9 protein-coding genes are annotated in these 11,669 nt (G+C 70.5%); 5 read left to right on the top strand and 4 right to left on the bottom strand.

What is annotated here, in order from left to right; all coding sequences use genetic code 11:
* Positions 1-439 precede the first annotated feature (439 nt).
* From rsmA to AB0N02_RS11555, 3 genes are all read left to right on the top strand, one after another.
* On the top strand, positions 440-1,285 hold the full coding sequence (gene rsmA / locus AB0N02_RS11565; RefSeq protein ID WP_363945024.1) for a 16S rRNA (adenine(1518)-N(6)/adenine(1519)-N(6))-dimethyltransferase RsmA: 846 nt from the start codon (positions 440-442) through the stop codon (positions 1,283-1,285).
* Positions 1,286-1,372: 87 nt separating this feature from the next.
* Positions 1,373-2,275 carry a 4-(cytidine 5'-diphospho)-2-C-methyl-D-erythritol kinase gene (locus AB0N02_RS11560; RefSeq protein WP_363945023.1) on the top strand — a complete coding sequence of 301 codons (903 nt, stop codon included), beginning with the start codon at positions 1,373-1,375 and terminating at the stop codon, positions 2,273-2,275.
* Between the two features lie 27 nt (positions 2,276-2,302).
* On the top strand, positions 2,303-4,114 hold the full coding sequence (locus AB0N02_RS11555) for an ABC-F family ATP-binding cassette domain-containing protein (RefSeq protein WP_363945022.1): 1,812 nt from the start codon (positions 2,303-2,305) through the stop codon (positions 4,112-4,114).
* A 127-nt stretch (positions 4,115-4,241) separates the two neighbouring features.
* Here the strand turns inward: AB0N02_RS11555 and AB0N02_RS11550 are convergent, their stop codons facing one another.
* Entirely contained in the window at positions 4,242-4,784 is a 543-nt protein-coding gene (locus AB0N02_RS11550; RefSeq protein ID WP_363945021.1) for a MarR family transcriptional regulator, read from the bottom strand.
* Between the two features lie 169 nt (positions 4,785-4,953).
* On the opposite strand from AB0N02_RS11550, the gene AB0N02_RS11545 reads away from it, so the two are divergent.
* Positions 4,954-5,730: a trans-aconitate 2-methyltransferase gene (locus tag AB0N02_RS11545; protein ID WP_363945020.1), complete on the top strand. Its 777-nt coding sequence runs from the start codon at positions 4,954-4,956 to the stop codon at positions 5,728-5,730.
* Positions 5,731-5,886: 156 nt separating this feature from the next.
* A complete protein-coding gene (locus tag AB0N02_RS11540; protein WP_363945019.1) occupies positions 5,887-7,365 on the top strand; it encodes a CYTH and CHAD domain-containing protein in 1,479 nt (492 codons plus the stop codon).
* Between the two features lie 146 nt (positions 7,366-7,511).
* Here the strand turns inward: AB0N02_RS11540 and AB0N02_RS11535 are convergent, their stop codons facing one another.
* The 3 genes from AB0N02_RS11535 to AB0N02_RS11525 all read right to left on the bottom strand — a co-directional run bounded on the left by AB0N02_RS11535 (position 7,512) and on the right by AB0N02_RS11525 (position 11,531).
* Positions 7,512-8,390, bottom strand: coding sequence for an NUDIX hydrolase (locus AB0N02_RS11535; protein WP_363945018.1), 879 nt, complete (start codon positions 8,388-8,390; stop codon positions 7,512-7,514).
* Complete coding sequence (locus AB0N02_RS11530; protein WP_363945017.1) at positions 8,383-10,446, bottom strand: RNA degradosome polyphosphate kinase; 2,064 nt, start codon at positions 10,444-10,446, stop codon at positions 8,383-8,385. The genes AB0N02_RS11535 and AB0N02_RS11530 overlap by 8 nt, the downstream gene beginning before the upstream one ends.
* 62 nt (positions 10,447-10,508) lie before the next feature.
* Positions 10,509-11,531, bottom strand: coding sequence for a TetR/AcrR family transcriptional regulator (locus tag AB0N02_RS11525; RefSeq protein ID WP_363945016.1), 1,023 nt, complete (start codon positions 11,529-11,531; stop codon positions 10,509-10,511).
* Between the last annotated feature and the right edge of the window lie 138 nt (positions 11,532-11,669).

Here is an 11,669-nt window from a genome sequence, read left to right as displayed (position 1 = left end):
CTCTCTGGGGGGGCCGGGGCGCCCCGGGCCCGCGGGGGGGGGGGCGGCGGGGGGGGGGGCGCGGGGGGCCGCCCCGGGGGGGGGGGGGGCGGCCCCCCCCCCACCTCTTCGCGTTGGCCGGAGTCCGCCCCGCGCTTTCACCCGGCCGGAGCCGTCTGTTCCTCACCCCGCCAGGCCGGAGCCGTCTGTCCTTCACTCCCCGCTCGGCCGGGTCCACCTGCCCCCCACCCTCGTCCGATCGGGTCTGTCCGCTCCCTCCACCCCCGTCCGGTCGGGGCCGTTCGTCCGTCACGCGTCGTCGCAGGGTGCTCGATGCGCGAAACTTGTCGGATGACGTGGGGAGTGCGGTCGTGACCGAGAGCAGCGGACGAGGCAGTGGGCGCGATGGGTACGGCGACCGGGTGAGCGCCGGCTTCGGAGCGCCGGGGGAGGAGCGGTCATGAGCCTGCTCGGCCCGGTGGAGATACGCGAGCTGGCGGACAGGCTCGACATCCGCCCGACCAAGAAACTCGGCCAGAACTTCGTGATCGACGGAGGCACCGTCCGCCGGATCGTCCGGGTCGCCGGGCTACGTCCCGACGACGTGGTCATCGAGGTCGGCCCCGGCCTGGGCTCGCTCACCCTCGCGCTGCTTCCCGAGGTCCGCGGTGTGGTCGCGGTGGAGATCGACCCGGTTCTGGCCGCGCAGCTGCCGCTGACCGTCGCCGAGCACGCTCCCGAACTCGCCGACCGGCTCACCGTCGTCCACGCGGACGCCATGCGGGTGCTGCCCGGAGATCTGCCGGAGGACCAGCCGACCGCGCTGGTCGCGAACCTCCCCTACAACGTGTCCGTTCCCGTGGTGCTGCACCTGCTGGAGACAATGCCGTCCCTGCGCGGCATCCTCGTCATGGTCCAGGCGGAGGTCGCCGACCGCCTCGCCGCGACGCCCGGCTCCAAGATCTACGGCATTCCCTCGCTCAAGGCCGCCTGGTACGCCGACGTCCGCAGGGCCGGTCCCGTCGGGCGGACGGTCTTCTGGCCGGTTCCCAACGTGGACTCCGGCCTCGTCGCGATGACCCGCCGCGAGCCTCCGGTCACCGAGGCCTCCCGCGAGGAGGTCTTCGCGGTGGTGGACGCCGCCTTCGCCCAGCGGCGCAAGACCCTGCGCGCCGCCCTGGCGTCCTGGGCGGGTACGGCCGCCGCCGCCGAGCGGGCGTTGCGCGCCGCGGGAATCGATCCCACGCAGCGGGGTGAACAACTCTCCATTGAAGATTTCGCGCGAATCGCAGAAAAGCGTATATGAGGATATATGTCGGGGCGCCTGTGCGGACGGGGGACGGAATCCCGTTACGATCGGGGGCCGTGACGAGTGAGCGCAGATGAGGGACACATGAACTCCGTGACCGTCCGCGTGCCCGCCAAGGTCAACCTGCAACTGGCGGTCGGACCGCTGCGTGACGACGGTTTCCACGACCTGGTCAACGTCTTTCACGCCGTGTCGATCTTCGATGAGGTGACGGCCGTCGCCGAGACCGGGATGAGCGTCCGGGTCGAGGGCGAGTCGGCCGACCAGGTTCCGGAAGACGACGACAACCTCGCCATCCAGGCCGCCCTCGCGCTGGCGAGGCACGCGGGCCGCCCCTACGGCGTCAGCCTGGTCATCCGCAAGTCGATCCCGGTCGCGGGGGGCATGGCGGGCGGCAGCGCCGACGCCGCCGCCGCGCTGGTCGCCTGCAACGAGCTGTGGGGCCTGGGCCTGCCGATCGAGGACCTCCTGGAGATCGCCGCGGATCTGGGCAGTGACGTCCCCTTCGCGTTGCTCGGCGGTACGGCCGTCGGCACCGGCAGGGGAGAGCGGCTGACCCCGCTGCCGGTGGGTGGCACGTTCCACTGGGTGTTCGCCCTGGCCGACGGCGGCCTGTCGACGGCGAAGGTCTACGCCGAGTGCGACCGCATGCGCGAGGCCACCGGGGAGAAGGTCGCCTGGCCCCAGGCCTCCGAGCCGCTGCTGGCCGCGCTCCGCGAGGGAGACCCCAAGGCTCTCGGCGCCGAACTGGTCAACGACCTGCAGCCCGCCGCCGTGATGCTCCGCCGCTCCCTGACCCGCACCCTCGACGCCGGGCGTGAGCACGGCGCGCTGGGCGCCCTCGTCTCGGGCTCCGGCCCGACCTGCGCCTTCCTGGCGGACTCCGAGGCCCACGCCGCGGAGCTGGCCCTGGCGCTCAGGGGGGCGGGAGTGGCCCGCGACGTCATCACCGCCCACGGTCCCGTTCCCGGCCCGACGGTGGTCTGAGCCTGGACCGGATACGCTTGTGTCGCGATGAATCTGGTCAATCTTGAGTCGGTCTCCCACTCCTACGGTCCCAAGCCGCTGCTCAGCGATGTCTCCCTCGGCATCGAAGCGGGCGACCGCATCGGGGTGGTCGGCCGCAACGGTGGCGGCAAGACCACGCTCATCTCGGTGCTCGCCGGAAAGCTCAAACCGAACGCCGGTCGGGTGACCCACAACCGCGGTCTGCACGTGGGCTCGTTGTCCCAGGGCGACGACCTCGACCCGGCCCGTTCGGTGCGGGACATCGTCCTGGGCGGCAGGCAGGAGCACGAGTGGGCGGGTGACGCGGGCATCCGCGAGATCCTCGGCAACCTGCTCGGCGACATCGATCTGGACGCGCTGGCCGGGAGCCTGTCGGGTGGTGAGCGGCGCCGTACCGCCCTGGCCAAGCTGCTCATCGACGAGCACGACCTGATCATCCTGGACGAGCCGACCAACCACCTGGACATCGAGGCCATCGACTGGCTGGCCAGACACCTGTCGGGCCGTAAGACCGCGCTGCTGGTCGTCACCCACGACCGGTGGTTCCTGGACGCGGTCTCGACGAGGACCTGGGAGGTCGTCGACGGCTCCGTCGAGCGCTACGAGGGGGGATACGCCGCCTACGTGCTGGCCAAGGCCGAGCGCGTCCGGGTGGCCGCCGCCTCGGAGGCCCGCCGCCAGAACCTCATGCGCAAGGAGATCGCCTGGCTGCGCCGCGGCCCGCCCGCGCGCACCTCGAAGCCCAAGTTCCGCATCGAGGCGGCCCAGGCGCTGATCGCGGACGAGCCCCCGGCGCGGGAGTCCGTCGAGCTGGTCAAGTTCGCCACCGCCCGCCTCGGCCGTACGGTCTACGACCTGGAGGACGTCACGCTGCACGCGGGCGGTCCCGGCCAGGGCCCGCTGGTCCTCGACCGCGCCACCTGGCAGTTCGGCCCCGGTGATCGGATCGGCCTGATCGGGGTGAACGGTTCGGGCAAGTCCTCGGTGCTCCGCCTGCTCGCCGACACGGTACGGCCCGACTCGGGCAAAGTCGTGCGGGGCAAGACGGTCCGCCTGGCCCACCTGTCACAGGAGCTGAGCGAGCTCGACCCCGCGCGCCGGGTGCTGGAGACCGTGGAGGAGATCCGCAAGTTCATCCAGGTCGGCAAGAAGGAGTGGACCGCCTCCCAGCTGCTGGAGCGCCTCGGATTCAAGGGGGAGGCCCAGTGGAAGGTGGTCGGCGACCTGTCCGGTGGCGAGCGACGCCGCCTGCAGCTGCTCCGCCTGCTGATGGACGACCCCAACGTGCTGCTGCTCGACGAGCCGACCAACGACCTCGACATCGAGACGCTGAACGAGCTGGAGGACCTCCTCGACGGCTGGCCCGGCACGCTGATCGTGGTCAGCCACGACCGCTACTTCCTGGAGCGGGTCTCCGACCGGACCGTCGCCCTGCTGGGCGACGGCAGGCTGTCGATGCTTCCCGGCGGCGTGGACGAATATCTCACGCGGCGTGCCTCGGGCACGGCGCTGTCGGCCAGGGCGGCCTCGGGCGCGGTCTCCTCCGCATCCCCGGCCGCGGGCGCGACCGCCTCCGCCGCGGTGGAGCCGGGCCTGTCCGCCAAGGAGGAGCGTGAGCTCCGCAAGGAGCTGTCCCGCCTTGAGCGCCAGCTCGACAAGCTGAGCGCCAGGGAGGCGGCGCTGCACGCCTCGATGGCCGACGCCGCCGCCGACTACGGCCGCCTGGCCTCCCTCGACGCGGAGCTCAAGGACATCGTCGCGGAGAAGGAGAGCGTCGAGACCGAGTGGCTGGAGATGGCCGACCGCCTCGGCGAGTGAGGCCACCGGAGTACGGCGAAGCCGGCCGGGGCGCGATGACGGCGCCCCGAGCACGGCGAGAGACGGTGTGCTCCGATCGAGGTCGTCGGTTCCGATCGGTTTATCCCGCTGTGTCGGGGCATGGAGCTCAGTGCGCTCCGGTGTCGGTCGCGTCAAAAGGGACAAGTAACGTGCGCAGCAGGCCCGCGAGGGCCTGCTGCTCATGTTTTCCCAGACCGGCCAGCAGCTCGCGCTCGCGGCGGAGCAGGTCGGCGAAGGCGCCGTCCACCCGCCCGCGCCCGGCGTCGGTCAGGGAGACCAGGACCCCGCGCCTGTCCTCGGGGTCGGGACGGCGGCGTACCAGCCCGGCGGCGGTGAGCCGGTCGATCCGGTTGGTCATGGTCCCGGAGGTGACCAGGGTCGCGCGGAGCAGGGCTCCCGGGCTCAGCTCGTACGGCTCGCCGGCCCGGCGCAGCGCGGTGAGCACGTCGAACTCCCACGTCTCCAGATCGTGCTCGGCGAAGGCGGCCCGCCGGGCACGGTCCAGGTGGCGGGCGAGCCTGGAGACCCGGCTCAGCACCTGAAGCGGCTCCACATCGAGATCGGGCCGTTCCTGGCGCCAGGCGGCGACCAGCCGGTCCACCTCGTCAGTGGATTGTCCGGAGCCGTGGTCCGCGTGGTGCAGGGTCATGCGAGGAGTCTATCTGTCTTGATGTCGAGATATTGTGTTGCCATGTTGTTTCGCCGGGCCCTCGGTTCGGCGGCTCGGGTGCCGACGGTGACAGGGCGGGGCCGGAGGCCGGCGGCCGGGAACGGCACTCGGCGTATTCTCGCGGAAGGCGACCTCGTAGGGGTGATCGATGTCAGGGGACATGTGGGATCCGGAGATCTACGGCCGGTACGCCGACGAGCGGTCGCGGCCCTTCTTCGACCTCGTCGCAAGGATAGCCGTGGAGCGTCCGCGCCGGGTGGTCGACGCGGGGTGCGGCACCGGTGAGCTCACCGCCGCGCTGGCCGGGCGCTGGCCGGACGCCGAGGTTCACGGGTTCGACTCCTCGCCCGCGATGATCGAAAAGGCTCCGGCGGGCGACAGGCTGACCTTCTCCGTCGAGGACGTCACCCGGTGGCGTCCCGGGGGGCCCACGGACGTGATCGTCTCCAACGCCGTCCTGCAGTGGGTGCCCGGGCACCGTGACCTGCTGACGCGCTGGGCCGGGGAGCTGGCCCCCGGCGGGTGGCTCGCCTTCCAGGTGCCCGGTAACTTCGACGCCCCCAGTCACGCGCCGATCCGTGAGCTGTGCCGGACGAAATGGCGTGACCGGCTGGCCGACCTGGTCCGCGAGTCGCCGGTCGGCGACCCCGCGGAGTATCACGACCTGCTGGCCGGGGCGGGCTGCCTGGTGGACGCCTGGGAGACCACCTACCTGCACGTGCTCGCCGGTGAGGAGACCGTGCTCGGGTGGATCTCCGGCAGCGCCCTGCGTCCCATGCTCGACCGGCTGGCCCCGGACGAGGCGGAGGCCTTCCTCGGTGACTGCGCGGCCCTGCTGGAGGAGGCCTATCCCCGCGGCCCGCACGGCACGCTGTTCCCTTTCCGCAGGATCTTCGTGGTGGCTCGAAAAGTGTCCGAGAAATGAACACTTAATGAACGAAGAATGACGTGATGTCGGAGTTGGATCTCTCTCAGGTGAAGGGATTACGGACCAATCGCTCTGACTTTCTGGACGAGCAACCGGGCATCAATAAATACTGCAAGGAACCGGTAGATAACTGGACAAATCAGGGGATCGCCTGTGGCTATAGAGATAGAGGACAAGTTCGACGTTCCGGCGGACTACGAGATTCCGGAACTGGCCGACCTGCCGGGGTGCGCCGAGGCCGTCGGGCCGAAGACCCATCAGCTCGTCGCGCTCTACTTCGACACCCCTGACCTGCGGCTCGCCGCCCGCGGGATCACCCTGCGCAGGCGCAGGGGCGGGACCGACCCCGGCTGGCACCTCAAGCTTCCCAAGGCCAAGGGTGCCCGTCAGGAGATCGTCCACCCGCTGACCCGCAGCGCCAAGATCGTTCCTGCCGAGCTGTCGAGTCTCGTGCTGGCCTACACCAGGGGGGCGCCTCTCGCCCCGGTCGCCGAGCTCGACACCCGCCGCTCGGTGATCCAGCTGGTCAACGGCGCGGGCGTCCGGCTGGTCGAGATCGCCGACGACCGGGTCAAGGGCACCGTCCTCGGTGCGGAGCCGTACGTCGAGCGCTGGCGCGAGGTCGAGGCGGAGCTGGTCGAGGGCGACGAGAAGCTGCTCGGCAAGGTCGGCAAGCGGCTGGTCAAGGCGGGTGCGGCCCCGGCGGAGGCGGCCAACAAGCTGTCCCGCCTGCTCAACGCGGCCGGCCCCGTCCCCCGGGTACGGCTCGCCGAGACCAGGCCGGGATCGGCCGCCGAACTCGTCGTCGGCTATCTCGCCGCCCAGGCGGCCGCGCTCCTCGCGCAGGACCCCCGGGTACGGCGCGCCGAGGAGGACGCGGTCCACCAGATGCGCGTCGCCTCCCGGCGGCTCCGCAGTGCGCTGAAGTCCTTCAAGACGATCGTCGAGGCGACGGAGGCCCTCCAGGACGAGCTCAAGTGGCTGGCCGGGGTTCTCGGCGAGGCCCGCGACCTGGAGGTCATCCGGGAGCGTTTCGCCCACAGGCTCGACGCGCTCGACCCCGCGCTGATCGTCGGCCCGGTCAGGACCCGTCTCAGCTCCGATCTGCTGGACGCCGAGCACGAGGCCTACGACCGGATCAGGGAGGTGCTCGGTGGGGAACGGTACTTCGCCCTGCTCGACGCCCTGGACGACCTGGTCGCGACCCCCGTGCTCACCAAGGCCGCCAAGAAGCCCGCCGACAGCCTTGACGTCGTCGCGGCCAAGGGGTGGCGCCGGGTCACCAGGGCCTACGCCGTGGCCCAGGCCGTCGAGGATCCCGCCGCCCGTGAGATCGCCATGCACGACGTGCGCAAGGTGGCGAAGCGGGCCCGCTATACCGCCGAGGTGCTCGGCATGGGTGCTCTGGCCAAGCGGGCCGAGGCCGTACAGGAGGTGCTGGGCACCCACCAGGACGGCGTCGTCGCCCAGGAGCGGCTGGCGGCCGAGGCCCAGAACGCCAGGCTGGCGGGGGAGGACACCTTCACCTACGGCGTGCTGACCGGCCTGGAGCGGGCGGGGGCCGAGCGGGCCTGGGAGGAGTTCCCGAGGGTCTGGGCCGAGACCAGCGCGGCGGTCGACAGGCTGCTGTGACCGGACGGGCGAGCGGACGGGCGAGCGGGCGGCGCGGCGGCCCCCCGCGAGCCGTGCCCGGCCGCCCCGGGAACGCCGCGTCCCCGGGAACGTCGAGGTCCGTCGAGGTCCTGGGAATGCCGCGGTCCCGGGGACGCGGCGGTCCGTCAGGTGATGTAGCGGTCCACACCCACGATCTTGCCGTCGGCGTGGTGCAGCACCATGAACGCGCCCTTGCGTAACTGCACGTCCCCGGGCCGGTCGATGACTCCGGCGATCAGCTCGGGGAGTACCTTGCCGTGGCTGCACAGCACCGTGGGGCGGTCGGAGGCCAGAGCCTTGGAGGCCAGGCGCAGGGCGGCCCTGGGGTCGTGGTGGGTCTCCGACAGCATCCGTTCCCGGCGGATCTCCAGGCCGGCCGCCTCGGCGTACGGCTCAATCGTCTGCACGCACCGCAGGCTCGTCGAGCTGATCAGCTCCGCCGGGCGGTAGGCGGCCAGCGCGTCCGCGAGGACCTCGGCCTGCGTCCTGCCGACCTCGTCGAGCGGGCGCTCGTCGTCGTCGCCCTCCCACTCCTGGCGTGACCCCGCCTGGCCGTGCCTGACCAGGACCAGCGGGGTCGTCGCCAGCGGCACCGCGGTGAGGGCGCGCAGCAGGCCGGCGTCCCACTCGTAGGTCAGGCGCCGCCTGGCCTCCTTCACCGGCAGCCAGATCACCTCGTCGACCTCGTCGACCGCGGTGTACCTGTCTCCGGTGACCACCCGGGCCGCCCAGTAGTCGACGCGTTTGAGCCGCTTGCCCTTCAGGTAGTGGATCGGCGGCAGCGACCGGCCGAGCATCGCGGTGATCCCGGTCTCCTCGGCGACCTCGCGCAGCGCCCCGGCGATGACGTGCTCGCCGGGCTTGAGCTTCCCCTTGGGAAAGGTCCAGTCGTCGTACTTCGGCCGGTGGACGAGCGCGACCTCGGGCTCCGACTCCGCCCCCCGCCACACCACCGCCCCGGCCGCGCGGATCATGTCGGTCGGATGGACGTCCAGCTCAGTCATCGATCGTTCTCCACCGCCGGGTGTTGACCAGATGGTTCTGCAGGTCCTCGCCGGGATGCCGGACCCAGCTCCCGTCCGCGTTGAGCCACCAGGTCGAGGTCTCCTCCGACATGGCCCTGTCGAGAAGGGAGCTGAGATAGACCCGCTGCTGCTGGCTGGTCACCTTGACCAGCGCCTCGACGCGGCGCTCCAGGTTGCGGCGCATCAGGTCGGCGCTGCCGATCCAGATCTCGGGCCTGCGGCCGTGCCCGAACTCGTAGATCCGCGAGTGTTCGAGGAAGCGGCCGAGCACGCTCCTGACCCTGATGTTCTCCGAGAGGCCGGGAATCCCGGGCCGCAGCGTGCACACCCCGCGCACCCACAGGTCGACCGGGACGCCCGCCTGCGAGGCGTGGTAGAGGGCGTCGATGACCAGCTCGTCCACCAGGGAGTTCGTCTTCATCCTGATGCTGGCCGGGCGGCCCGCCTCCTGGTGGGAGATCTCCCGCTCGATCCTGGCCAGCAGCCCGCCGCGCAGCGAGTGCGGGGCGACCAGCAGCCGGCGGTAGGCCGAGTGGTTGGAGTATCCGGTCAGGTGGATGAACAGGTCCGTGACGTCCTCGCCGACCAGCGGGTCGGCGGTCAGCAGGCCCAGGTCCTCGTACTGCCTGGCGGTCTTGGGGTTGTAGTTGCCCGTGCCGATGTGGCAGTAGCTGCGCAGTTCGCCGGAGGGCTCCTGCCGTACGACGAGGGCGAGCTTGCAGTGGGTCTTGAGCCCCACCACCCCGTAGACCACGTGGCACCCGGCGCGCTCCAGCTTGCGCGCCCAGGTGATGTTGGCGTGCTCGTCGAACCGCGCCTTGATCTCCACGACCACGACGACCTGCTTGCCCGCCTCCGCCGCGTCGATCAGCGCGTCCACGATCGGCGAGTCGCCGCTGGTCCGGTAGAGGGTCTGCTTGATGGCCAGCACGTTGGGGTCGGCCGCCGCCTGCTCGATGAACCGCTGCACGCTCGTGGAGAACGAGTCGTAGGGGTGGTGCAGCAGTACGTCCCGCTCGCGGAGCACCGCGAAGATGTCGTCCTGGACGTGGACCACCTCGGCCGGCACGAAGGGGCGGAAGCCGAGCTCGCCGCGGTCCAGGTCGGCGATCGCGTGCAGCCCGGTCAGATCCAGCGGGCCGGGCAGCCGGGAGATCTCGTGCTCGGCCACGCCCAGCTCGTCGACCAGCAGGTCGAGCACCTCCGGGGTGATGGTGTCCTCGACCTCCAGGCGCACCGGCGGGCCGAAGCGCCGCTTGAGCAGCTCCCGCTCCAGCGCCTGCATGAGGTTCTCGGTGACGTCCTCGTCCACGTCCAGGTCCTCGTTGCGGGTCACTCGGAAGACGTGGTGCTCCACGACCTCCATGCCCTTGAAGAGCTGGCCCAGGTGGGCGGCGATCACGTCTTCGAGCGGGACGAAGCGGTCCTTGGACGCCGCGACGAAGCGGGGAAGCTGGCTGGGCACCTTCACCCGGGCGAACACGGTGGTACCGGTCGCGGGGTTGCGGACGGTAACGGCAAGGTTGAGCGACAAGCCGGAAATATAGGGGAAGGGGTGGGCGGGATCGACCGCGAGGGGCGTCAGGACGGGCCTGATCCGCTCCCGGAAGAGTTTGCGCATCTCGGTGCGCTCGTCACGGCCGAGGTCGTCCCAGCGCACGATCTCGATGCCCTCGGAGGCCAGCTGGGGACGCAGCCGCTCGTGGAAGCAGACCGAGTGCCGCTGCGCGAGATCGTCGGCGATCGCCGCGATCCTGGCCAGCTCCTCGCGGGGCTTCAGCCCACTCTTGGTGCGCAGCAGCAGGCCGGTGGCCATCCGCCGCTTGAGCCCGGCCACCCGCACCCGGAAGAACTCGTCCAGGTTGCTGGCGAAGATCGCCAGGAACCTGACCCTCTCGAGGAGGGGAAGATCGGAGTCTTCGGCGAGCTCCAGAACCCGCTGGTTGAACTGTAACCAGCTCTCCTCGCGGTTGAGGAAGCGTTCCTGTGGAAGGGGCAGTCCTTCGGGAGTGGGGTGCGCGGGTTCGGCGGACATATGACCAGAATGCCCGCTTTGATTGAACAGAGCGTTAATTTAAGATCAACGCCTGCTGTTGCTTAGCCGCTTGGTTTAAGTTTTTCCCACTCTGTGGCGCTCAATCCGCTCTGTACGGTCTGCGTCGTCTGTCCGGAGATCTCCCCGCCTGTGACCTTGGCCTGCCGTCCGCGGAGCCTCTCCTGCTCCTTGAGCTCGCGTTCGCGGACCTTCTCCTGCTCCTTGAGCAGCCGTTCCCGCTCGCGCTGCTCCCGCTCACGCGCCTTGTCCGCCTCGCGCTGCTCCCGCTGGCGCGCCTTCTCCATGTCCCGTGCCAGTTTCTCCGCCTCGCGCTGTTCGCGCTCACGGAGCCTCTCCTGCTCCTTGAGGTCGCGTTCGCGGGCCTTCTCCTGCTCCTTGAGCAGCCGTTCCCGCTCGCGGAGTTCCTTGTCGGTCGGACGAGGCGGGGCCTGCCGCTGCTCCAGGCCGTGGGAGGAGGAGGTCAGGCGGGGACGCGGGGCCAGGCCGGTCAGACCGTTCCACGCCAGGTTGACCAGATGCGCGGCGACCTCCTCGCGGGAGGGCCTGCGCACGTCCAGCCACCACTGCCCGGTCAGCGCGACCATGCCGACCAGCATCTGCGCGTACATGGGGGCCAGCTTCGGGTCGTAACCCCGCTCCGCGAACTGGTCGACCATCACGTCCTCGACCTGGCTGGCGATGTCGTTGATCAGGCTGGCGAACGTGCCCGTTCCCGAGGCCGCGTGGGAGTCGCGGACCAGGATGCGGAATCCCTCGCTGTTCTCCTCGACGTAGGCCAGCAGCGCGAGGGCCGCCCGCTCCAGTTTGATCAGCGCGTGCGAGGCCGACAGCGCCTCCGTCACCATGCCGAGCAGCTTCTGCATCTCGCGGTCGACGACGACCGCGTAGACGCCTTCCTTGCCGCCGAAGTGTTCGTAGACCACCGGTTTGGAGACGTTGGCCGTCGCCGCGATCTCTTCGACCGATGTCCCGTCGAACCCCTTCTCTGCGAACAGGGTCCGGCTGATCTGGATCAGTTGCTCCCGGCGTTCCTTGCCTGACATGCGTCGTCGGGGTTCGCTCACATTCCTAATAATGGCGCTCCGAGGTCGCGAAACGGGAACCGTGTCCGGGACCGCCTCGATGCCGGATATCCGGCCGCGGGCCGCGGGGGAGGTTTCGGTCCAGGTCATGAGGATGGGAGGGGTGTCACAACCATGTGG

It is taken from the genome of Streptosporangium sp. NPDC051022 (assembly GCF_040683035.1).
GTDB lineage: Bacteria > Actinomycetota > Actinomycetes > Streptosporangiales > Streptosporangiaceae > Streptosporangium.
Note: the sequence above shows the minus strand (reverse complement) of the source record. Positions and strands in the feature narration are given on the sequence as shown.

Bases quoted from the DNA above. Each gene is read 5' to 3' on its own strand.
- rsmA (WP_363945024.1), top strand. From the start codon at position 440: ATGAGCCTGCTCGGCCCGGTGGAGATACGCGAGCTGGCGGACAGGCTC.
- AB0N02_RS11560 (WP_363945023.1), top strand. From the start codon at position 1,373: ATGAACTCCGTGACCGTCCGCGTGCCCGCCAAGGTCAACCTGCAACTG.
- AB0N02_RS11555 (WP_363945022.1), top strand. From the start codon at position 2,303: ATGAATCTGGTCAATCTTGAGTCGGTCTCCCACTCCTACGGTCCCAAG.
- AB0N02_RS11550 (WP_363945021.1), bottom strand. From the start codon at position 4,784: ATGACCCTGCACCACGCGGACCACGGCTCCGGACAATCCACTGACGAG.
- AB0N02_RS11545 (WP_363945020.1), top strand. From the start codon at position 4,954: ATGTCAGGGGACATGTGGGATCCGGAGATCTACGGCCGGTACGCCGAC.
- AB0N02_RS11535 (WP_363945018.1), bottom strand. From the start codon at position 8,390: ATGACTGAGCTGGACGTCCATCCGACCGACATGATCCGCGCGGCCGGG.
- AB0N02_RS11530 (WP_363945017.1), bottom strand. From the start codon at position 10,446: ATGTCCGCCGAACCCGCGCACCCCACTCCCGAAGGACTGCCCCTTCCA.